This window comes from Dyella sp. SYSU CM1112 (assembly GCF_058216415.1).
The window spans coordinates 114,357-134,987 of sequence record NZ_JBZEGI010000002.1 but is presented as its reverse complement, the minus strand read 5'-3'; the positions used below and the strand labels follow the sequence as shown (position 1 = coordinate 134,987).

At 58.0% G+C, this 20,631-nt stretch carries 20 protein-coding genes and 1 tRNA gene; 15 read left to right on the top strand and 6 right to left on the bottom strand.

Annotation, left to right across the window (positions count from 1 at the left end; all coding sequences use genetic code 11):
- Window positions 1-39 precede the first annotated feature (39 nt).
- Window positions 40-1,440, top strand: coding sequence for a nucleotide 5'-monophosphate nucleosidase PpnN (ppnN, locus tag AC4HNJ_RS03750; protein ID WP_490478189.1), 1,401 nt, complete (start codon window positions 40-42; stop codon window positions 1,438-1,440).
- Between the two features lie 67 nt (window positions 1,441-1,507).
- Window positions 1,508-1,584 (top strand) — tRNA-Asn (locus tag AC4HNJ_RS03745).
- A 268-nt stretch (window positions 1,585-1,852) separates the two neighbouring features.
- Here AC4HNJ_RS03745 and AC4HNJ_RS03740 read toward each other — a convergent pair.
- Window positions 1,853-2,269 (bottom strand): hypothetical protein, encoded by a 417-nt coding sequence (locus AC4HNJ_RS03740; protein WP_490478188.1) that lies wholly within the window; start codon window positions 2,267-2,269, stop codon window positions 1,853-1,855.
- Between the two features lie 410 nt (window positions 2,270-2,679).
- Here AC4HNJ_RS03740 and AC4HNJ_RS03735 point away from each other — a divergent pair, with 410 nt between their 5' ends.
- From AC4HNJ_RS03735 to AC4HNJ_RS03715, 5 genes are all read left to right on the top strand, one after another.
- Window positions 2,680-3,720, top strand: a complete 1,041-nt coding sequence (locus AC4HNJ_RS03735) for a lytic transglycosylase domain-containing protein (RefSeq protein ID WP_490478187.1) — start codon at window positions 2,680-2,682, stop codon at window positions 3,718-3,720.
- Between the two features lie 461 nt (window positions 3,721-4,181).
- Window positions 4,182-4,877: an iron-containing redox enzyme family protein gene (locus AC4HNJ_RS03730; protein ID WP_490478186.1), complete on the top strand. Its 696-nt coding sequence runs from the start codon at window positions 4,182-4,184 to the stop codon at window positions 4,875-4,877.
- Window positions 4,868-5,650 carry a phytanoyl-CoA dioxygenase family protein gene (locus AC4HNJ_RS03725; RefSeq protein WP_490478185.1) on the top strand — a complete coding sequence of 261 codons (783 nt, stop codon included), beginning with the start codon at window positions 4,868-4,870 and terminating at the stop codon, window positions 5,648-5,650. The genes AC4HNJ_RS03730 and AC4HNJ_RS03725 overlap by 10 nt, the downstream gene beginning before the upstream one ends.
- Before the next feature lie 377 nt (window positions 5,651-6,027).
- Window positions 6,028-6,924, top strand: a complete 897-nt coding sequence (gene lgt / locus AC4HNJ_RS03720) for a prolipoprotein diacylglyceryl transferase (RefSeq protein WP_490478184.1) — start codon at window positions 6,028-6,030, stop codon at window positions 6,922-6,924.
- A gap of 12 nt (window positions 6,925-6,936) precedes the next feature.
- On the top strand, window positions 6,937-7,731 hold the full coding sequence (locus AC4HNJ_RS03715) for a thymidylate synthase (protein WP_490478183.1): 795 nt from the start codon (window positions 6,937-6,939) through the stop codon (window positions 7,729-7,731).
- Here AC4HNJ_RS03715 and AC4HNJ_RS03710 read toward each other — a convergent pair.
- Window positions 7,709-8,719, bottom strand: coding sequence for a hypothetical protein (locus AC4HNJ_RS03710; RefSeq protein WP_490478182.1), 1,011 nt, complete (start codon window positions 8,717-8,719; stop codon window positions 7,709-7,711). The genes AC4HNJ_RS03715 and AC4HNJ_RS03710 overlap by 23 nt on opposite strands.
- A 102-nt stretch (window positions 8,720-8,821) precedes the next feature.
- Here AC4HNJ_RS03710 and AC4HNJ_RS03705 point away from each other — a divergent pair, with 102 nt between their 5' ends.
- The 6 genes from AC4HNJ_RS03705 to msrA all read left to right on the top strand — a co-directional run bounded on the left by AC4HNJ_RS03705 (window position 8,822) and on the right by msrA (window position 12,830).
- Window positions 8,822-9,310, top strand: coding sequence for a dihydrofolate reductase (locus AC4HNJ_RS03705; RefSeq protein WP_490478181.1), 489 nt, complete (start codon window positions 8,822-8,824; stop codon window positions 9,308-9,310).
- A gap of 8 nt (window positions 9,311-9,318) precedes the next feature.
- On the top strand, window positions 9,319-10,284 hold the full coding sequence (locus AC4HNJ_RS03700) for a Nudix family hydrolase (protein WP_490478180.1): 966 nt from the start codon (window positions 9,319-9,321) through the stop codon (window positions 10,282-10,284).
- Between the two features lie 102 nt (window positions 10,285-10,386).
- Window positions 10,387-10,665 (top strand): putative signal transducing protein, encoded by a 279-nt coding sequence (locus AC4HNJ_RS03695; protein WP_490478179.1) that lies wholly within the window; start codon window positions 10,387-10,389, stop codon window positions 10,663-10,665.
- An 8-nt stretch (window positions 10,666-10,673) separates the two neighbouring features.
- Window positions 10,674-11,597, top strand: a complete 924-nt coding sequence (locus AC4HNJ_RS03690; protein WP_490478178.1) for a DMT family transporter — start codon at window positions 10,674-10,676, stop codon at window positions 11,595-11,597.
- A gap of 12 nt (window positions 11,598-11,609) precedes the next feature.
- The gene (locus AC4HNJ_RS03685; protein ID WP_490478177.1) at window positions 11,610-12,128 is read left to right on the top strand and encodes an adenine phosphoribosyltransferase; all 519 of its coding nucleotides are present in this window, start codon (window positions 11,610-11,612) and stop codon (window positions 12,126-12,128) included.
- A gap of 51 nt (window positions 12,129-12,179) precedes the next feature.
- Window positions 12,180-12,830: a peptide-methionine (S)-S-oxide reductase MsrA gene (msrA, locus tag AC4HNJ_RS03680; protein WP_490478176.1), complete on the top strand. Its 651-nt coding sequence runs from the start codon at window positions 12,180-12,182 to the stop codon at window positions 12,828-12,830.
- Window positions 12,831-12,944: 114 nt separating this feature from the next.
- On the opposite strand, the gene AC4HNJ_RS03675 is transcribed toward msrA, so the two are convergent.
- The 4 genes from AC4HNJ_RS03675 to oxyR all read right to left on the bottom strand — a co-directional run bounded on the left by AC4HNJ_RS03675 (window position 12,945) and on the right by oxyR (window position 16,621).
- Complete coding sequence (locus AC4HNJ_RS03675; RefSeq protein ID WP_490478175.1) at window positions 12,945-13,526, bottom strand: DUF3501 family protein; 582 nt, start codon at window positions 13,524-13,526, stop codon at window positions 12,945-12,947.
- Window positions 13,527-13,581: 55 nt separating this feature from the next.
- Window positions 13,582-14,925 (bottom strand): (Fe-S)-binding protein, encoded by a 1,344-nt coding sequence (locus AC4HNJ_RS03670; RefSeq protein ID WP_490478174.1) that lies wholly within the window; start codon window positions 14,923-14,925, stop codon window positions 13,582-13,584.
- A gap of 180 nt (window positions 14,926-15,105) precedes the next feature.
- The gene (locus AC4HNJ_RS03665) at window positions 15,106-15,525 is read right to left on the bottom strand and encodes a rubrerythrin family protein (RefSeq protein WP_490478173.1); all 420 of its coding nucleotides are present in this window, start codon (window positions 15,523-15,525) and stop codon (window positions 15,106-15,108) included.
- A gap of 151 nt (window positions 15,526-15,676) precedes the next feature.
- Window positions 15,677-16,621, bottom strand: coding sequence for a DNA-binding transcriptional regulator OxyR (oxyR, locus tag AC4HNJ_RS03660; RefSeq protein ID WP_490478172.1), 945 nt, complete (start codon window positions 16,619-16,621; stop codon window positions 15,677-15,679).
- Window positions 16,622-16,853: 232 nt separating this feature from the next.
- On the opposite strand from oxyR, the gene AC4HNJ_RS03655 reads away from it, so the two are divergent.
- On the top strand, window positions 16,854-19,511 hold the full coding sequence (locus AC4HNJ_RS03655; RefSeq protein ID WP_490478563.1) for a M1 family metallopeptidase: 2,658 nt from the start codon (window positions 16,854-16,856) through the stop codon (window positions 19,509-19,511).
- A 184-nt stretch (window positions 19,512-19,695) separates the two neighbouring features.
- Entirely contained in the window at window positions 19,696-20,532 is an 837-nt protein-coding gene (prmC, locus tag AC4HNJ_RS03650; RefSeq protein WP_490478171.1) for a peptide chain release factor N(5)-glutamine methyltransferase, read from the top strand.
- Window positions 20,533-20,631 lie beyond the last annotated feature (99 nt).

Here is a 20,631-nt window from a genome sequence, read left to right as displayed (position 1 = left end):
GCATGCCCTTATGTAGGAAGTGGTAGGAGAAGAATGGGAATGAATGACACGCAGATCGACAAATCCGGCAAGCCTGCAACGGTGAGTGCGCGCATTTCGCCTGCCGGTGGACTGGATATTCTCTCTCGCAATGAAGTGGTGCGCTTGCGTGACGCCAGTGGGTCGGGCTTGCACGGTCTGTTGCGTCGCTGCGCGCTGGCAGTGTTGACCTCCGGTGATGTGGGTGACGATCCGCGCGGTATGTTCGAGCAATATCCGAATTTCGACATTCAGGTGCTGCAACAGGACCGGGGCATCAAAATCGAGCTGTCCCATGCACCCGCCAAGGCCTTCGTCGATGGGCAGATCATTCGTGGCATCAACGAGCTGTTGGTTGCCGTGGTGCGGGATATCGTCTACGTGTCGACGCAATTAGCGCAGGGTGCGTTCGATCTCGACGATACAGTCGGCATTACCCATGCTGTGTTCGAGATCTTGCGCAACGCACGCATCCTCAAGCCGCAAATCGATCCCAACCTCGCCGTCTGCTGGGGTGGGCATTCGATATCGCGTGACGAATACGAATACACCAAGTCGGTAGGTTATCAGCTTGGTCTGCGAGGGCTGGACATCTGCACCGGTTGTGGTCCGGGCGCCATGAAAGGTCCGATGAAAGGCGCCACTATCGCGCACGCCAAGCAACGTCGGCGCAGCGATCGCTATATTGGCGTGACAGAGCCCGGCATCATCGCGGCGGAATCGCCCAACCCGATCGTGAACCAGCTGGTGATCATGCCGGATATCGAGAAGCGGCTCGAAGCATTCGTACGCATGGGCCACAGCATCGTTGTGTTTCCGGGGGGCGCAGGTACAGCGGAGGAGATACTCTATCTGCTGGGTATCTTGCTGCATCCGGACAATGCCGGCATTCCGTTCCCCCTGATTTTCACCGGCCCCAAACAGTCGGCCGCTTATTTCGAGCAGATCGACACGTTCCTAAGGTTGGCGCTCGGCGACGAGGTCGCTCAGCATTACAAAATCATCGTGGACGACCCCATCGCCGTAGCGCATGAAGTCGTGCGCGGCATCGACAAGGTGCGGCATCATCGCCTGGATAACAAAGACGCGTTTTTCTTCAACTGGTCATTGAGCATCCCGCTGGCATTCCAACAGCCTTTCGTGCCCACCCATGAGGCCATGCGCGCCTTGGCGATCCATCGTGATCGTCCCCGGCACGAACTCGCTGCCGACCTGAGGCGAGCGTTCTCCGGCATCGTTGCCGGCAATGTGAAGGACGAGGGCGTGCGAGCCATCGAAAAATACGGCCCCTTCGAGATCGACGGTGAGACCGAAATCATGCGGGCGCTTGACCGCTTGTTGCAGGCTTTTGTGCAACAACACCGCATGAAGCTTCCCGGCGGTACCGCTTACGTACCTTGCTACCGCGTGCTGACCAACTAAGCGGGTTCGTGAACACGGTCATGGCTTGACAGGCCATGGCCAATTTCCTCAAACTATGCAGCTCCCCGCCCGAATAGCTCAGCCGGTTAGAGCACTTGACTGTTAATCAGGGGGTCGTTGGTTCGAGTCCAACTTCGGGCGCCAGACAAAACAAAGGCTTGCGGTTCCGCAGGCCTTTGTTGTTTTCGGTGACCGGCGTTCGCTTACGACGACCAAGGGAACACGTGTTCTTGATCATCCCGCGTCCACATCATGAATGCCGGTCCGTAGCGCTGGCGCCGTGGAGAAATACTCACGGCTGCATCCTGGCGCCGTCATTGGCGGCAGAAATAAGGGTGCCGCGAGCATGCGGGCGACAAGCGGCAAAAGCTGCGCGTTATAAAGCGCAAGGCTTGGAAAAAGCGCAGCGGTATCAATGCATGGATTTGTTCACGCCATTAAGTTTGCCTTGAGCGTCGAAGATGAACTCAAGTTCATGGCGGCGCATCAGCGGCGGCTCTGCGCAAAGTGTAGAAAGAGGCCTCCAGTATTCCTGCACGTGATAATGCCAAAAGGTGGCATGCGGCAGATGGCTTTCCGAATCGGGTGTTCCAAGCACTTCGAGTACTCTGGACTGATGCGTAATGCCAATAGGAAATTGCTCTTGCAGCGAGGTTTTTCCACATTGCGCCCAGTGAGAGCGGTGTGATGGAACACATAAGCCGCTGTGATGAAACCAAAGCTCGGACCACGCGTGCAGATACGAACGAAGACTTGCAAAAAATGAGCGCGTGTCGGGACATTTTTTTGAAATCATTGCGCAGCCTGCTTGAATAGTGGCGACGATCAAAACTTAGGCATCCGGCAAAAAAATGTCATGGGGAAATGTCTTGTTGTGCTTATGACCGGCGCGATGGATGTTGCTGGCCAAAAAAGGGTGGGGTTTTGGCGGTCTGGGAGGGGCGGTGAGGTTGCCTTGTGACGGCCACGGATGCGCTGCTTCCACTGACAGGACGCTTGGCGCTCGGCCCGATTTGTGCTTGTCTATCCGACTCGCCGTTTGGCGCCGTCAGGATGTTGACTCGTGGTGTGCTCGAAAGCGTTTTCGGCCAAACGTAAATTTCCATGACTTTGGCCGGACCAGAATCCCCCCTGGCTAAAAATCGTCCGCATGCGACGCAGCGGGTCGTGCTGTGTGCGCCCGCAGCATTTTGGGGGCAGCGCGCGGCGGGTGGGCAAGCATCAGGGAAGAAAATCCTGATGGTCGGTCCGCAGGGATGGGCGGCGCGCCGCCATATTGCCGTCCGAATTCAACGCAACGATGTAAGGCCGATAGGGCTCAGCTTGGTTCGGCAGTGGATGGCGACGTATCGCCCAGGGCCTTTGAAGCTGCCGCTTGATGTCGCCATGCTGTCTGGCTTGAAGCAGCGCGCAATTACCTATCGTGTTCCGTTGGTTGGATACCTGGGATCGATGGCGGCGATTGCTGGGGTTGCGTTGGCCATGCACAGTTGGCATGCCCATCGCATGTCTGCAACTGTGGCGTCGGCGGCCGTGGCGCAGGCGCGGGTCGAGCACCCGGTTGCGTCATCTAAATCCGTGCGTATGCCGGATTCATCCATTTATCAGTTGCCCACGCGAAGAACGGCTAAGGTAGGTCTCTCCAATCAGTCACGTGACACGGCACTTGGACTCGCAGGCGATGGCACGATCGTCGTGGTGGCACAGGCGCCTAGCAATCATGCGGGAGGATTCAATCTTGACGTCACGTCGCCTGCTAGCTTGTGGGCAAGGGCCGGTGCGCGTTATCACATCGACCCGGTCCTTATTTATGCGATCGCGCTAGTCGAAAGTCGCGGGGTGCAGCCAGATGGGTCGGTGGCTCCAAGTCCGTGGATCGTGCGTATCAACGGTCACTTGCACAACGGCACGCGTGCCCAGTCGGAACATGCCATCGAATTGGCTAATCTCCTGGCAGTGCCCGTGCAGGATGTCGGCATCATGCAGGTCTATTACCCCATGCACCGCGATATGGAGCCCGATCCCATCGCATTGCTCAATCCAGCACGCAATATTGATATCGGAACACGTTTGTTGCGCAAGGCGATGAAAGAGAGCGGCGACCCGGTGTTGCGCATCGGTTATTACCATAGCCACGATGTCGCGTTGGCACGCGGCTATGGCCAAATGGTGCTGAACGTCTATCGAGAATTGAAAACGGCCATGGGTAAATCGCCCACTAGTGTGATTGCGCTGGAGCGCACCAAGGCCGACATGGTCGCCATGCATTCGGGCGGTTGATGCGTAGCAGAAAGGCCGTCTGACGGCGGCTTTTTGTTATGTTGCGAGAACGCTTTAATATGCTGATGCCACCTCATCGGGCCAGTTCGGTAGCGTGTTGCGTGAGTCATCCATGCATATAGACTCCGTCGCCTGATCAACCGCCGTATGCGATGGCATCACTTCGGTAAAGCCCAGGAACCTTTTAGCCCCTGCATGCCTGGTGATGCCTGGCCGCCGCAAGATTCCCGCCACAGGATGTCTACGCGATGGGCGACACCGAGGTATCTGTCGCGAAAACGTGTGGGATATGTGTAGAAAAAATATAGGCACAGTGAAGGCGGGGTTTAGGTCAGCACAGATGGCTTGCAAGCTGTAAAAACTGTGAGTTGCATCGCAAGCTTGCTCTGCCTGCGGTCACGGAACCGCGCTCATGCCAAGGGGAATATAACGACCTGTTCGGAACACGGAGCATCATCGGTATGAATACCCTTGTGGAATTTTTGCATTCGTGGGAATCGGATTATCAGAAGCAGGCGAATAACGTTCCTCTTTTTGCCGGTGTAGTTGAAGACATTAATCGGGACCAGGCAAAGTTGTTTTGCCGCCTCTTCTATCACGCGCGCGGCCACTTCCATCGGTTTCTGTGGATCATGGCGAGCTGGGCGCCGAAGGGTGAATGCCAGGGCATCATTATGCGCAATATTGCCGATGAGCTCGGTACGCTTGGGGAAGATCATGAACCTCATGAGCAGCTATTTTTCCGCTTCGCCGAATGCATTGATCCGGACATCCGCCAAGAGGTGCTGAGTAACGAGCACTATGCGCCTTTCCTCATGGCCTTCGATGAGGGCCATGTGCAGGCGTTGCTCGAAACAGATTGGGACGGAAAATGGTCGATCTTTTCGGCCTATGAGTTTCTCGATAATACCGATTACGAAAACCTCTATCGGCTCGCGGAAAGGCTCGGTATCAAGGGGGATGCGCTTACGTTCTTTGACGTGCATCGTGGTGGCGACCACTTCGGGAGCACCTTTGGGCCGCTTGAAAAAATATGGATGCGACATCCCGGTATCGTGCAAAAGAATTTTGAATTCATAGCTCAGCATCAGTTGCAGATGTGGAAGGGCATTAGTGATGTGGTGTTTGCCAATACAGGAGAGCGCTTATGGAGTTGAGCGGCGAGCAGCGGCAACATTACGCAAGCCAGGGCTACCTGCTTTTACCGCGGTTCTTGTGCGATGTATCGGAACTGGAGGGCGCATTGTCTGAACTGCTGAAGGATTGCAGCGAGGGCTATATCACGGAAGAGGACGGTCGTACCCCACGTTCGATTTATTGCTCGCATCTGAAGACGGGCGCATTGGCCGAGATGGCGCGCGATAGCCGCTTGTTACGTCCCGCACAACAGTTGCTAGGCGATGATCTGTATATCTATCAACTGAAGGTCAACTTCAAGCGCGCATATACAGGTGGGGCGTGGAGTTGGCATCAGGATTTTATTTATTGGAAAAACGAGGATCAGCTGCCATCCGCCGCTTTGATCAATGCGGTCGTCTTTTTGGATGACGTGGGGTCTGACAGTGGGCCGATACAGCTCATCCCCGGTTCGCATGCTGGTGGAGTCTTACCGGTGCTGCCGTTTGTGCAATCGACGTCCGATCCCCGGCAGCGTGAAGTGGTTACGGGGGAGAGCTATACGCTTGGTGATGCCCAGGTCGAAGCGCTGCGGCAAGCGGGAGGGCAGGTGTCTGCCGAAGGACCAATGGGGAGCCTGCTCTATTTTCATCCTAACCTGGTCCACGGATCTTCAAGCAATCGTTCGAACCGTGATCGCAGGCTGTTGCTTGTTACCTATTGCGACGTACGCAATCGTCCAATGCGAACTCGATCCAGGTTTTTAGTTGGCAGGGATTACCGGTCGTTGCAAGCGCAGGTGACGGTTTCTTGAGCCACCCTCGGCGACGTCGTTTGTAGCATTCGCTTTGAGCCATTGCACCTTGCGCAGCGCGGCGTCAAACGCGCTTGTTGCGCAAGGCAATGAAAAAGAGCGTCGTCCCTGCATGGCGCCGACTCACGTGGCGTTCTTCCTTGTTGAAACCATGACCTTCCTTGGGTTTGTGAGCCCTTGTAGGGTTTGTGCCCTGCATCCAGCACCGTGCGCATTCCAGGATTCGGTTGATGGTGTATTCCGCCATGACCTCGTGCGAATTCTTCGAAGTGGCGCGCCGCTTGGGAGGTAGGAATGGGTACGAAATTGCCGCCATGTCCTGACGTCCTGGTCGCGGGAAGGCTAAACTGCCGGCTTTGAGTCTTTGTGGTTACATCATGTCCCAGCCCTTCGTCGTGCATTTCAACCCGATTGCGGTCCACCTGGGACCACTCCAGGTTCACTGGTACGGATTGATGTATCTGTTTGGCTTTCTTGGGGCATGGATGCTGGGGGAGTACCGCCGCAGGCGCGGCCGTCTGCCGGTGAGCCGTGATGCCTTGGGCGACCTGGTCTTCTACGCGATGATGGGTATCATCCTTGGCGGCCGTATCTGGTACATGTTGTTCTACTACGCGGGCAGCATCCACTGGATCTGGACCGATCCGTTGGCCTTGTTCCGCGTCTGGGATGGCGGCATGAGTTTCCACGGAGGACTGCTCGGTGTACTGGTGGCGGGTTTCTGGTGGTCGCGCCGGTACAAGCTGCATTTTTTCGATACGGTGGATTTCGTTGCCCCGCTTGTTCCCCTGGGCTTGGGCTTGGGGCGGTTGGGCAACTTCATCAACGGGGAGCTCTGGGGTAAGCCGGGGGATGTGCCGTGGGCCATGATTTTCCCCAATGCGCATGATGAAGATGTCGCGCTGGCAGCAGGCAATCCGCATCTGGCCCAGCTCATGCAGCAGTACGGTGGCCTGCCCAGGCATCCATCGGAGTTGTATGAACTGGCGCTGGAAGGCGTGGTGATGTTCACCGTGCTATGGCTGGTGTCGATGAAGCCACGCCCGCGCTATCTGATTTCAGGCCTGTTTGCCCTGATGTATGGCTGCTTCCGTTTCGCCGTGGAATTTGTGCGTGTTCCGGACATCCAGTTGGGTTACCTGGCCTGGGGCTGGCTGACCATGGGGCAAATTCAGTCCTTGCCGCTGATCGTCATCGGTATCTGGCTGTTGTGGATGTCACGCCGGGCACCGACACTGCCCCTGGCAAAGACGGAAACGACGCCAACGGCATAGTAAACTTTCGGTATGCGCGTTTACCTCGACCTGCTTCGTCATGTGCTGGAACATGGCACCGAAAAAACCGATCGCACCGGGACCGGTACGCGCAGCGTATTCGGCTACCAGATGCGCTTCGATCTTGGCGAAGGCTTTCCGCTGGTCACCACAAAGAAGCTGCATCTGAAGTCGATCGTGCACGAGTTGATCTGGTTCCTGCGTGGCGATACCAACATTGCTTACCTGAAGGAACATGGCGTCAGCATCTGGGACGAATGGGCCGATGCGAACGGCGACCTTGGTCCGGTGTATGGCAAGCAGTGGCGCTCGTGGGCGGCTGCCGATGGCCATGCCGTGGATCAGATTCGCTGGGTGGTCGAGGAGATCAAGCGCAATCCGGATTCGCGTCGATTGATCGTCAGCGCATGGAACGTGGGCGAGCTGTCGAAGATGGCGTTAATGCCTTGCCACGCCCTGTTTCAGTTCTACGTGGCGAACGGCAAGTTGAGCTGCCAGTTATACCAGCGTTCTGGCGATATTTTCCTTGGCGTACCGTTCAACATAGCCAGTTATGCCTTGTTGACGCATATGATCGCGCAGGTTTGCGGTCTGGGCGTCGGCGATTTCGTGCATACCTTGGGAGACGCACATCTCTACCGAAATCACCTGGAACAAGCACAACTGCAATTGACGCGCGAGCCGCGGCCTTTGCCTCGCCTTGTACTCAATCCGCAGGTGCCCTCGATTTTCGATTTTCGCTACGAAGACATAGCGTTCGAAGACTATCACCCCCATCCCGGGATCAAGGCACCCGTGGCTGTCTAGCCGCATGACAACTTTCCACGCAGCGCAAGTACACGGTAGCGCGCGGATAGTCGATGGTCATGATGAAGTGTTGGAATACGTTGGCGCCTACCGCGCCTTCTGTTGGCTTGTCCATCCATTGCGCCATGTAAGTGTGAAACGCGTAGTCCGGTTGCTCGGTGAACCAGATGGGACCTGCCAACCATCCCGCGATGCTTACTTCGGGCACCTTGATGATGCGTGTTGCGCGGTGGGCTCCGTGCAAATCGTCGCCCTTGTCCACGACGTCCCAGTCAGGATGTTTGGCATGCCAGCGTTCGAGCGTACTCGTGGTGATATAGCTCGTTACTCCTATGCCGTCGACGACAGGCGTACGACTGGCCTTTTCGCCAGCTTCGGTGGGGTGCGCGCTGGCACCCGTGTCCAGCAGCATGTCGAGCGCTTGTCCATCGACCTCGATGCGGATACGAGCGAAGCCATCGACGGGGACGCCGCTCTCGTCGCGTAGAAACCGCAGTGGCGCGGCATGGGCGTCAGGATCGGGTTGCCAGTTCGAAGGCTCTAATATGACGTGTCTGTCCGGATAATCGAAGGTCCAGATGCGTCCAAGCAGAAAACTGGCGCCCAGTTGTCCGTCGACATGCAGAGGGTTGCTCGGCATGGGGATCACCATGGCAGCGTGGCCGCACGGTCCCACCAACGGGGCGGGTAATGAACGATCAGGCGCGAAATGGGGAATATCCACTACTTGGATAGCCTCTTCACCCTTTCCGCAGGCGTGAGTTGCCCATCCCAATCGTTTTGCAGCGGACGTGCTGAGCCAATAGAGGTGGGCCGCGCCGCCTCCGCCCGTATAGATCAACAGGCGCAGGGTCTTTCCGTCTTTTGTTTGAGGTATCGCGAAGAAGTGACCTGCTTGCCATAGCGTCGGAATGAGTTGAGCTGACGGTTGCGGCGGTGCGCTGGCTGCCGCTGTTGCCATCGCTAGCAGCCCCAGTAGATTCAGCATGCTTGCCAACCTCCTGTATCGCTATAATGGACGGTCAGCGTGGCCGGGGCGGTGTCCGGCTGCACGTGCCGTTCTGCCTAACTGTTACCTCCCGGAGTTTCCATGGCCATATCGTTGATCGCTGCCCTCGACGAGAATTTTGCAATCGGTCGTAAGGGCCAGCTGCCCTGGCACCTTCCGGATGACCTGAAATGGTTCAAGCAGTTGACTGTCGGCAAACACGTACTGATGGGATACAACACGGCGATTTCGATTGGCAGGGCGCTTCCGGATCGTGAGAATCTGGTGCTCTCGCTTCGTCATGAGGCACCGTTTCCGGGGCAGATTACCGTACGCTCGATCGAGGAAGCGCTAGCGCGTGCCGATGGCACCGGCTTGATGGTTATCGGTGGCGGCAAGGTATTTCACGAAGCATTGCCGTTGGCGCGCCGCATGTACCTAACTTGGGTGGGTGCGGCGGTCGAAGGTGCTGACACGTTCTTTCCCGGTATTCATTTCAGTGATTGGACTGAAGTCAAGCGCACGCATCATAAGAAAGACAGCGAGCACAGCTACGACTTCGACATGGTCGAGTACATCCGCAACAATTGAGCGCTTGCATGAGCGACCCGAGCAGCACGCCGTTGCACGTCATGGCTGGTGTGCTACGTGATGCGCAGGGCCGGGTGCTGTTGGCGCAACGTCCGCCTGGGAAGCATCTTGCCGGTTTCTGGGAATTTCCCGGAGGAAAGCTCGAATCAGGCGAACTTCCCCAGCAGGCCTTGAGGCGCGAACTGCGGGAAGAATTGGGTATTCAGGTCGATGCTGCCGATGGCGTGCCCCTGATCCGCATCCCTTGGTGCCATGAAGGTGGGGCGCAGCTGTTGCTCGATGCGTGGCAATTCACGCGCTGGCAAGGTACCCCCGCTTCTCTTGAAGGACAGGCTTTGCAGTGGGTACTCCCTGCAGAAGCCGATCCCTCTCTGCTGGCCCCCGCGGATCGTCCCATTTTGCAGGCGCTACGCCTCCCTGCCGTATACGCCATCACGCCTGCAGAGGTGGTTCCCGATGACTTCGATGCGTGGTACGTGCGCATCTCTGCCGCATTCAAGCAGGGGACGCGGCTGATCGAATTGCGCTTCCCGCTCTGGTCCATTGAACAAGTCCGTGCGCTGGCGGCCCGCTTGCAAGCGGAAGCCGTGCAAGCGAACGCCCATCTATTGCTCAACAGCGATATCGACGGCGCGTTCAAACTTGGAGCAGGCGTCGGCGTTCACGTGACCGCCGTGCAGCTGGGTGAGCTCACAGAGCGTCCCTTGCCATGGACCCAGCTGGTGGGAGCTAGCTGTCACCATGCGCTTGAGCTGGCTGCCGCCATGCGCGTGGCCGATTTCGCCACCCTTTCGCCGGTAGCTTCCACGCAGAGCCATCCGCAAGCCGCGCCCCTGGGCTGGCTGGCGTTCCAGGCACTTGCCGCTTCCGCAGCATTGCCAGTCTATGCGCTTGGCGGCTTGACCCCTCTTCAAGCAGAAGAGGCGCGCAGACATGGGGGGCAGGGCGTGGCGGGTATCCGCGCCTTTTGGTGAATGCGCAGGGGATGGTTCCCATCGTCTTATGCCCGACGATTGAAAGTCGATGCGCCGGGATATCTGGTTGCCTGGCGAGGCGCACAGCAGTAGCGTGCATGCATGCGCATTGTCTACCGAGCCCAAAACCTGATCGACGCCCATCTGGTGAAAGATGCGCTTGAGAGTGCGGAAGTGCCTGCCTTTATTTCAGGCGAATATTTGACCGGGGGGGTGGGACAACTGCCTGCGCTGGACTATGTCGCGGTGCTTGTTCCCGAATCCAGCCTGGATATCGCTGAGCCGATTGTGCGCGAGATCGATCAAGCCTTGGCCGAAGCCCGATCGGCGATCCAGGAGCTGGATGACGATACCGGGGATGCTGCCTTGCAGCCCAGCTAGGGATGTCCATGTCCGAAGGTTCTGCCGCGACGTCCCCGGGCGTCGGTCATGATGTGCCGCTGCGCAACGCCATTCTCCAGATGGCGGCGGGTGCAGCGCTGCTCTCCAGCACAAGCTTGTTCGTGGTCTACGCCCACACGGCCCCTACGGTATCGGGTTTCTATCGGATGCTGTTCGGCGGAAGCATGCTGCTGGTATGGGTGGTCATCAGCGGCGGGTGGCGAAGAATCGGCTGGCGTGATCTCTACCTGGTGCTATTGCCCGCCTTAGGCTTTTCCGCCGACTTGATTCAATGGCATCGAAGCATCTTGTGGGTCGGTCCCGGCATAGCGACTTTGCTGACCAATTTTCAGGTGTTCCTGATGGCAGGGATTGGTTTCGCGTTTTTTCGCGAACGCCTGGCGCGCTGGTTTCTGCCGGGCATGCTGTTGGCGATGGGCGGTTTATGGCTGCTAGTCGGTGCACATTGGTCCGCATTTGATGCGAGGCATCGTCTGGGGATCTGGCTCGGCCTTGGTAGCGGCGTGGCCTATACCGTTTATCTGCTGAGTTTCAGGCGGGCATTGAAAATCCATACGCGACTCTCGTCGGCGCAATTCCTAGCGCTCATGAGCTTGCTCAGTGCGCTGCTTCTGGGACTTTGGGGATGGGGCGAGGGTGATTCGTTCGTGTTGCATGACATGCGGAACCTGGGGGTGCTGCTGGCACTGGGCTTTTGCGGGCAGGTACTTGCTTGGCTTTTGATGGTACGAGCGATGCCACGTCTGCCAGCTTCGCTGGTGGGCTTGTTATTGCTGCTACAACCTGCGCTGGCGTTCGTGTTGGATGTCGTGTTGCTGGGGCGGCCGACCGTTGCTGGCGATTGGATAGGATTGATGCTTGCGCTGGCAGGTATCCTATTGGGCGCGCTGCGTCCACGGCAGCGTGTCTAATGGGAGCTATGCATGACCTCGTTTGAAAGCCTGATCCGTGCGGTGCCGGATTTTCCAAAGCCTGGCATCACCTTTCGCGACATCACACCATTGCTGGCCGACGGTGCTGCTTTTGCACGATGTATTGATGCCATGGCGGAACCGTGGAGCAATACCCACGTTCAGGCTGTATGCGGCGTTGAATCGCGCGGCTTTATTTTCGCTGCCGCCCTCGCACAAAAATTGAAAGCGGGGTTCGTGCCGCTGCGCAAGCCGGGCAAGCTGCCGCCGCCGGTTGTGCATGCGGAATATCAGCTCGAATACGGTACCGATCGGCTCGAAGCGCGCGTTGATACTTTGCGCGAAGGTGAGCGCGTACTGCTGGTGGATGACGTACTGGCAACGGGAGGAACACTGGGTGCTGCGCGTCACTTGCTTGAGCAGCTGGGTGCCGAACTGGTGGGCGCGTCTGTGGTTATCGAGCTGCTGGCGTTGCAGGGACGCGCCTTATGGCCCCAGGACGTGCCGCTGCATACGGTGTTGCATTATTGACAGGCGGCCACACCTTTCCAGCATTCTCATCGAAGCGAAAGAGGTGCAGTCATGCTTGGCATCGGCGCTTGGAAACAACGTATGCCTCGTCCTGAAGAGGCCCTGCCGGGACGTGAGCAAGCGATACAGCCATCTCAGGCACACCACGTCCACGGCCGCCCCTTGCGGCAGGATGCCTTTCCGGGCAGCGAAAGCGTGCTGTTCGGCATGGGCTGCTTTTGGGGCGCCGAGCGTAAATTCTGGAATCTGCCCGGTGTGTTGACCACCGCGGTGGGTTATGCAGGCGGCTATACGCCTCATCCCAGCTATCGCGAAGTGTGTTCCGGCATGACGGGCCATGCCGAAGTCGTTGACGTGGTGTACGACCCGTCGCGCGTATCGTTTGACACCTTGCTGAAAGTGTTTTGGGAGAACCACGACCCCACCCAAGGCATGCGCCAGGGTAATGACACTGGAACGCAATACCGCTCGGCTATTTACGCGACAACGGCTGCGCAACTCGACGCCGCGCAAGCATCCGCCAAGCAGTTCCAGTCGGAACTGACGCGTGCAGGCTACGGCCCTGTCACCACCGAAATAAGCATGGCAGGTCCGTTCTACTTCGCTGAGGATGAGCACCAGCAGTATTTATCGAAGCATCCCGATGGTTACTGCGGTTTGGGCGGCACCGGGGTTTCCTGCCCGATAGGGTTGCTGGCTTGAGCGTTTGCATTGCTCTCTTTGCGTCAATCATCAGCGGACGTCATTCCCCTAAGGGCGGGAATGACGTCTCAGGAAAGAACGTACGAAGTCAAAGCCCCGTGAACCCGGCTTGTATTAGTCGAAATCAACGGCGAGTGCCTGCCGCACCGCAGGTGTAAGCGTCACTTGTTCATGCATGGCTGGAAGCGTGGACGCAAGCATTACGGCGGCGCCTGCTTTCCAGTCCCGAATCATTCCTTCGTCCAATTCGAAGCGAAGAAAATGCACCGCGGCTGTCTTTTCTTCCGTGCTGCGATCCATGTCTTCGTCAGCGATGGCAGTTACTGGCGTGTGCCCTGTCACTGTCAGGGCGATACCGTGTTCGATATCGACGAGCCGGGCCAATTCGCGTTTGCGTTGTTCTACATCCGGGTACTCCACGAACAGCGTTGCCTTGAGGTTTGTGCCGTCCGGTATGAGCGGATTGTAAGCGTCCAGTTCCTCGTTGATCCCTGCTGCTTCGAAAATGCGTTCGATGCGTAGCATTTCCTGAATTTGATATTGAATGGTAAGCCGGTCTTCGAATACGAGATGCAGATGTTCGCCCAGGCGCACGCCCCGATGTTTTTTATGTGCCATGACGCGTGCGCGAAAATCCTGGCGCTGCGTGGCATACGCTTCGAGCGAGAGTAGATCGTGGCGCTGCAATTTGTTCATAGCGTAGTTTTCATGTGATGACGTGTGCATGGATGCTTCCGGGTCCGGGATCGGATCAAATGCCGTAAGCCTTGCGCAGTAGCGTCAAGGGGTGCTCTGCGGCGGGCTTGTCATCCAGGCCGTGAGCTATGTGACCGCCGGCCATCGGGCAATCGCTGGTGAAGTGGGTGGCCTCAGCCTGCGCGACTCTGTTTTCAACGGGCTTGGCGAGCTTGCGCGACAGGGCATAGGTCTTGTGCTTCACCCCGTAAGTACCGTCGTGCCCGGAACACCGTTCGATGGTGACAACGTCCGTGCCGGGTATCAGTTGCAGAATATCGCTGGTTTTCGGACCGATTTTTTGGACGCGCTGATGGCAAGGCACCTGCCACGCGACCTTGCCTAACGACTGCTTGAAATCGATGGCGAACAATCCGGCCTTGTGACGTTCGGCCAGATATTCGAAAGGATCGAAGAAACGATCGCCTACGAAGGCGACGTCTTCCTCATCTGGAAACATCAGTGGCAGTTCTTGCTTGAACATCAAGACGCAGGAAGGAATCGCCGCCGTAAAATCCCAGCCCTCGCGCGCCATCCTGGCTAGCACGGGGATATTCCGCTCTTTGTACTTGCGCACAGTGTCCAGGTCGCCGAGTTCAAACTTGGGCATGCCGCAGCAGCTTTCCTGCTCCACCAGACGTACCGGGATCGCATTGTGTTGCAAGACTGCAGCGAGGTCTTCCACGATACCGGGTGCGGAATGATCGCAATAACAGGTTGCGAAGATGGCGACTTTGCCGCGAGTACGCCCGGCTGGCCGGGGTTCGCCTTCGCCTTTGAGTTTGCGTAAGCGCTTCCGTGCGGTAGGTGTCTGGTAAGTGGGGACACGCGCCTGCGCGTCCACGTTCATGGTTTTTTCGAGCAACTTGCGTGCTGTCTTGTTCTTGTTTGTCGCGTTGATCGTCTGCACGATGACCGGAATCGATGCGAGCTTACCTACGCCGCGTGTGTTGGAAAGGATCCTCGCCGACCATGGCGCTTTATGCTCGCGAAACTCCACTGCCTTGGCGCGCAGCATCAGATGTGGAAAATCCACATTCCACGGATGGGGTGGCACATAGGGGCATTTGGTGAGGTAGCACAGGTCGCACAAATAACATTGCTCGACGACCTTGCCGTAATCGCTCTTGGCGACGCCGTCGATCTCCATCGATTCAGAAGCATCGATGAGATCGAAAAGCGTGGGAAACGCATGACAAAGACTGACGCAGCGGCGACAACCGTGGCAGATGTTGAAAACGCGTTCCAGTTCCGTTTCGAGGGATTGCCGCTCCCAGAACTCCGGCTTCATCCAGTCCAGCGGATGACGAGTCGGTGCTTCCAGGTTGCCTTCGCGAGCCGTATTGATCGGTTCTGCCATAGCTTCTGCCTCCGACGGGTCGTCAGCCCTCATGACGAGACATTCCCGCCCGGACAGCGGGCGGGACAGAACGTGTAACAACCCGTCCGATAGGTTTGCTCCTCCCCGCCTCCCCCTGTAAAGGGGGAGGTGCACCCGAAGCACCGTGCAGGCCCGAATGGAGCCTGCCGATGCTTTGCATCAAGTTAGTTCGTTCAAGGCCTTCTGGAAGCGGTTCGCGTGCGAGCGTTCCGCTTTGGCCAATGTTTCGAACCAGTCGGCGACTTCATCGAAGCCTTCGTCATGCGCCATTTTGGCCATGCCCGGATACATGTCGGTGTACTCGTGGGTTTCACCCGCGATGGCGCTTTCAAGATTCAAGCGCGTTGCGCCAAATGGCTTGCCCGTAGCAGGGTCGCCGCACTGCTCCAAATACTCCAGATGACCGTGAGCATGTCCAGTCTCACCTTCGGCGGTGGAGCGGAATACCGTGGAAACGTCGTTATAGCCTTCCACGTCGGCTTTCGATGCGAAATAAAGATATCGACGGTTGGCCATCGATTCGCCGGCGAATGCGTCTTTCAGGTTTTGCTCCGTCTTGGAGCCTTTCAACTTGCTCATGACATCACCTCGTGGCGTTGGGCTTGAGAGGGCAATGCAAGAGATGGCCATGACTGGCCGTACTGTCCCAGGCTAACGCGGTGCGAGTCAAATATGAAATTGATTGTTCTTATGAAGACGATTGATTGAGACTATGGCTCGGCTCACCGCTTCAGGTTGTCCGGCGGCGCTTGGCAGGCAGGGTGGTCGCGGTATGAGGATCAAGCAGATCGTGCGGCAATGTCTTGAAGACCTCCGCCAGCTGCTTGAGGAATCCGCCCATGGCCGAGCTTTTGCGCCACACCATCGCAATGCGGCGGCTCGGCGGATGGCCGCTGAACTCAACCAGTTGCAGGTTGGGTGCTTGCGCGACCGGCGGTTTCACGGCGAGGGTGGGCAGCAGCGTAATGCCGACGTTGGCAGCAACCATCTGCCGCAGGGTTTCAAGGCTGGTGGCGCGGAAGCCGCTCTTCTCGCCAGCGCCGGCCATGTGGCAAACCTCCAGCGCCTGGTCGCGCAGGCAGTGGCCGTCCTCCAGCAACAGCAGGCTCTGATCGGAAAGATCGTTGAGCTTCAGATGCGTTCGTTTGGCGAGTGGATGGGATTGCGGAACGGCCAGTAGAAAGGGCTCCTCGAACAGGAATTCCGAATGCAGGCTGTCGTCATGGATAGGCAACGCAAGAATGCCCGCATCGAGCTTTCCTTCGCGCAGCCGATGCAGCACGGTTTCGGTCTTTTCCTCCACAAGAAGCAGCTCAAGTCGTGGAAAGCGCTCGCGCACCATCGGCACCACGTGCGGTAGCAGATAGGGGCCAAGGGTAGGGAAAATACCAAGTCGCACGGTCCCGGACTCCGGATCCACAGTGCGGCGAGCAATGCCTTTGATCTGCTCGATCTCGTTGAGCACTTCACGGGCGCGGTTCGCGATTTCACGGCCAACGTCGGTGAGCAGAACCTTTCGCGGCGTCCGCTCCACGAGAGCAACCCCTAGCTCGTCTTCCAGCTTCTTGATCTGGGTAGACAAGGTGGGCTGGCTGACGAAGCAGGCGTCGGCCGCGCGTCCGAAATGACGGTGCTCGGCCAGGGAAACCAAGTAATGCAGATCGCGCAAGTTCATAGAGGAATTATAGGTATGGTCTATGGAAGATATAGTAGTGATCGATTTTGATAATACAAGCGGAAAGTTACGAGCCAACCGTGCTGGCACAAAATGCTCGGCGGGGAGGTGAGCGAATCACCGGAGGTATATGCCCTCTGGCACTGTGGTGAACCGCCTGCGTGCTCTAGCGTGAAAATCTTTTTGTGACGCAGGTGGGGTGCCCGTGAATCGTTTTATCCGTCCTTTTGCGATGACCGCGCTGGCGGTGTGCTGTGGAGCCGCGTTCGCGGCGACGCCCGCCGACCAGACTCCTCACGAACAGTTGCCACGATGGGCGGTACCGGAGTCGTATCGACTTGCATTCAAAGTCGATCCTTCCGCACAAATATTCTCTGGTACGACCACGATCAAGGTCGACCTGAAGCAAGCGGCGGATCATGTCTGGCTCGATGGTCGTGAGCTTGATGTTTCCAAGGTGACGATCACCGACGCGTCTGGAAAGACACATGACGGCAAGTACGTGGCCGTAGCACCGAAAGAGGGCGTCTCGCGCATCGATTTCGGCAGCGTGCTCAAGCCTCAGCCATTGACGGTCACCGTGGAGTACACGGCACCTCTCAATGAGCAGTTGCAGGGCTTGTACAAGGTGACCCATGCCGGTGTGCCGTATGCGATGACGCAGATGGAGCCGATCAGCGCGCGCTACGCCTTCCCTGGCTTTGACGAGCCGGATTTCAAGACGCCATATGACATCACGCTCACCATTCCTGCCGATCTGACGGCCGTCGCCAACACCAGGCAGATCAGCGAGACGGCGGCAGGTGAGAAGTGGAAGACACTGACGTTCGCGCAGACGCGACCGTTGCCGACCTATCTTGTCGCTTTTGCGGTGGGACCGTGGGACATTGTCAATGGACCGGATATCACGCCAGACAGCTATCGCAGCGAAGTGCTGCCGTTGCGCGGGATCGCCGCTCACGGAGAAGGTCATCGCATGCAGCATGTGCTCAGCGAAACGCCGAGCATCATTCATGCGCTCGAAAACTACTACGGTTTCGGCTATCCCTTTGGCAAGCTCGACCTGCTGGCCGCACCGGATTTTGCCGCAGGTGCAATGGAAAATCCCGGACTGGTGACATTCCGTGATTGGTTGCTGCTGCTCGATCCGGACTCGCCCGCCAAATATGTACGTGGCTCGTTCAACGTCACTGCGCATGAACTCGCCCATCAATGGACCGGTGACACCGTCACGCTGGCATGGTGGAACGATATCTGGTTGAACGAAGCGTTTGCGACCTGGATGCAACAGAAGGTCACCATGAAGGTGCATCCAGAATACCGAGCAGACCTCGATCGCATCATCGGTGCCGAACGCGCCATGCAGAACGACAGCCTGGTGAGCGCACGTCAGATTCGCCAGCCGATCACCGGCAACGGGGATATCGAGACGGCGTTCGATGGCATCACGTATCAGAAGGGCGCGGCCGTCATCGGCATGTTCGAGGGATACGTCGGCGATGACGTCTTCCAGAAAGGCATGCGTGCCTATATCCAGGCGCATAAATTCGGCAACGCCACGGCCAACGACTTGGTCGACGCGATCGCCACGGCCGCGCATCAGGGAGATGCATTCAAGCATGCCTTCAACAGCTTCCTCGACCAGTCGGGTGTGCCTTATGTGCAGACTCGACTTGAGCAGAAGGGTGGCCAGACCATTCTGCATTTGAGCCAGAGCCGTTATTTGCCCGTAGGCAGCACTGGCGATGCCAAGCGCGTATGGGGCATTCCGGTTTGCGTGCGTTATGGCACGAGCGGCGGTAGCAAGGTCAGCTGCGAAATGTTTGATAAGCCGACCGGATCCATGATGCTGGCAGACGCCAGTCAACCGACCTGGGTGATGCCGAACGCAAATGCGCGCGGTTACTACCGCTTTAGCTTGGCGAAGAAGGAATGGGCTGATCTCACCCAGCACATCGCTGCATTGAGTGACAACGAACAACTGGCGTATGCCGATGGCATTGATGCCGGCTTCCGCCACGGTGATCTTGACGCGGGCGATGCATTGCTTGCTCTCAAGCCGTTGGCGGGAGCGAGCACCCGCGAGGTGGTCGTGGCGCCATTGGAGACAGTGGATTGGATTTATCGCAATGAAGCCGTGACGGATGCGCAGCGCGCCAAGGTTGTGGCCTGGGTAAAAGATGCTTACTTGGGACGCATGCAGCAGCTGGGCTATCAGCGCAAGCCGGGTGAATCGGATGGCGACATCATCCTGCGCACTACGCTAGCCCATGCGCTGGCGCTGGATTTCAAGATTCCGGAAGTGCGCGCGGCCCTGCTCAAGCAGGGTGATGCGGCGCTGACCCGTAAATCCGATGGACGCCTCCATTTGGCTGCTGCCGATCCGGACTTGCTTGGCGATGCCCTTGCCGTTGCCGTGCAAGAGCACGGCAAGCCGGCAGTCGATGCGTTGATTGCCGAATTGCCAAAGACCACCGACCCTGCATTGCGCAATGCCATGCTGGCTGGCTTGAGTGCTGCCGATACACCAGCGCTGGCAGATGAAGCGCGCGACTTTGCGCTGAGCAAACAGGTGAAAGTCGGCGAGATGGCTGCGGTGCTTCGCGGGGATCGCGATACCCAAGCCCAGCGCGATGCGCTGTGGCATTGGTTCACCGGCCACTACGACCAGGTGTTGGCGCGCACCGGCAGCTTTGCGGGTGGCATGCTGCCCAGGCTGGTAGGTGGCGGCGGTTGCTCCAAGGCAGAAGCCGATCGTCTGGAGGCCTACTTCGCGCCGCGCGTGAAGGACATCACTGGTGCCAATCGCGGTTTGGCGCAGACGCGCGAGCAGACGCTGCTGTGTGCCGCTCTGAAGGCCAAGCAGAATCCGGCGGCGATTCTGCGTTAATGACATAAGTGTTTGAGGGGGCCGGGTGGCGGAAGCCATCCGGCCTTTTTCATGCCGGCAAGCCATGCAGAAGCGCAACACACTCTAAAATGGCTGGATGGCAGACATTTCCCGTGATGCCAACGTCTTCGTTAGCGCATCGTAGGCGCTGCTTAGATCCAACTCCGACCTGCCCGATATCACCATGCCCGACATACGCCACGTTCTTATTGACGCCACACTCCGCCTGGGAGAGCGGGTCGATGCGGAAGCGTTGCTATTACATCTTCTTGGCAAATCGCGTAGCTGGCTGATCGCCCATGCGGACGATGTTCTTGCAGCGGATAGGGTCGAGGCCTATGCAGCGCTGGTTACGCGGCGCGCGGCCGGCGAGCCCATTGCCTACATCACGGGGCGGCGCGGCTTCTGGTCACTTGACCTGGAAGTGACGCGGGCAACGCTCATTCCCCGGCCGGAAACCGAGTTGCTGGTGGAGCTTGCCCTGAAGCGTCTTCTTCCCGACGCGCGGTCGAGAGTGCTGGACCTCGGCACGGGTTCAGGAGCGATTGCACTGGCGGTGGCGCGCGAACGCCCGCTCGCTCGCGTCACGGCCACTGATGCCAGCAAGGAGGCGTTGACGGTGGCGCAGGGTAATGCGGCGAGGCACGGCATTGCCAATGTCGATTTCGTGCATGGCAATTGGTTTGCGCCTTTGCGTGGCAAGCGCTTCGATCTCATCGTGTCCAATCCCCCTTACATCGAAAGTGACGATCTGCATTTGAGCCAGGGGGATCTGCGTTTCGAGCCACAGCACGCGCTGGCTTCCGGACGAGATGGACTTGACGATGTTCGGCGCATTGTCCGCCATGCCGGTACTCACCTCATCGACGGAGCATGGTTGTTGCTCGAACACGGCTGGATGCAAGGCGAAGCTGTACGCATGTTGCTTTGCAAGGCAGGTTTCGTGGAGGTCTTTACCGCTCGTGACCTGGAGCAGCGGGATCGCGTCAGCGGTGGACGATGGCCAGTATCGTCCAACTGAGTATGAGGCCTAACTAGGGCGTCCACGTTCCCTATGGAATGAAAATTCTTTTGCTTTTTAACCTGCCCGCATGCATGGACTGCATGCGGGATATGTCGT

Coding starts and splice junctions, on each gene's coding strand:
- ppnN (WP_490478189.1), top strand. CDS start 40: ATGAATGACACGCAGATCGACAAATCCGGCAAGCCTGCAACGGTGAGT.
- AC4HNJ_RS03735 (WP_490478187.1), top strand. CDS start 2,680: ATGGTCGGTCCGCAGGGATGGGCGGCGCGCCGCCATATTGCCGTCCGA.
- AC4HNJ_RS03730 (WP_490478186.1), top strand. CDS start 4,182: ATGAATACCCTTGTGGAATTTTTGCATTCGTGGGAATCGGATTATCAG.
- AC4HNJ_RS03725 (WP_490478185.1), top strand. CDS start 4,868: ATGGAGTTGAGCGGCGAGCAGCGGCAACATTACGCAAGCCAGGGCTAC.
- lgt (WP_490478184.1), top strand. CDS start 6,028: ATGTCCCAGCCCTTCGTCGTGCATTTCAACCCGATTGCGGTCCACCTG.
- AC4HNJ_RS03715 (WP_490478183.1), top strand. CDS start 6,937: ATGCGCGTTTACCTCGACCTGCTTCGTCATGTGCTGGAACATGGCACC.
- AC4HNJ_RS03710 (WP_490478182.1), bottom strand. CDS start 8,719: ATGCTGAATCTACTGGGGCTGCTAGCGATGGCAACAGCGGCAGCCAGC.
- AC4HNJ_RS03705 (WP_490478181.1), top strand. CDS start 8,822: ATGGCCATATCGTTGATCGCTGCCCTCGACGAGAATTTTGCAATCGGT.
- AC4HNJ_RS03700 (WP_490478180.1), top strand. CDS start 9,319: ATGAGCGACCCGAGCAGCACGCCGTTGCACGTCATGGCTGGTGTGCTA.
- AC4HNJ_RS03695 (WP_490478179.1), top strand. CDS start 10,387: ATGCGCATTGTCTACCGAGCCCAAAACCTGATCGACGCCCATCTGGTG.
- AC4HNJ_RS03690 (WP_490478178.1), top strand. CDS start 10,674: ATGTCCGAAGGTTCTGCCGCGACGTCCCCGGGCGTCGGTCATGATGTG.
- AC4HNJ_RS03685 (WP_490478177.1), top strand. CDS start 11,610: ATGACCTCGTTTGAAAGCCTGATCCGTGCGGTGCCGGATTTTCCAAAG.
- msrA (WP_490478176.1), top strand. CDS start 12,180: ATGCTTGGCATCGGCGCTTGGAAACAACGTATGCCTCGTCCTGAAGAG.
- AC4HNJ_RS03675 (WP_490478175.1), bottom strand. CDS start 13,526: ATGAACAAATTGCAGCGCCACGATCTACTCTCGCTCGAAGCGTATGCC.
- AC4HNJ_RS03670 (WP_490478174.1), bottom strand. CDS start 14,925: ATGGCAGAACCGATCAATACGGCTCGCGAAGGCAACCTGGAAGCACCG.
- AC4HNJ_RS03665 (WP_490478173.1), bottom strand. CDS start 15,525: ATGAGCAAGTTGAAAGGCTCCAAGACGGAGCAAAACCTGAAAGACGCA.
- oxyR (WP_490478172.1), bottom strand. CDS start 16,621: ATGAACTTGCGCGATCTGCATTACTTGGTTTCCCTGGCCGAGCACCGT.
- AC4HNJ_RS03655 (WP_490478563.1), top strand. CDS start 16,854: ATGACCGCGCTGGCGGTGTGCTGTGGAGCCGCGTTCGCGGCGACGCCC.
- prmC (WP_490478171.1), top strand. CDS start 19,696: ATGCCCGACATACGCCACGTTCTTATTGACGCCACACTCCGCCTGGGA.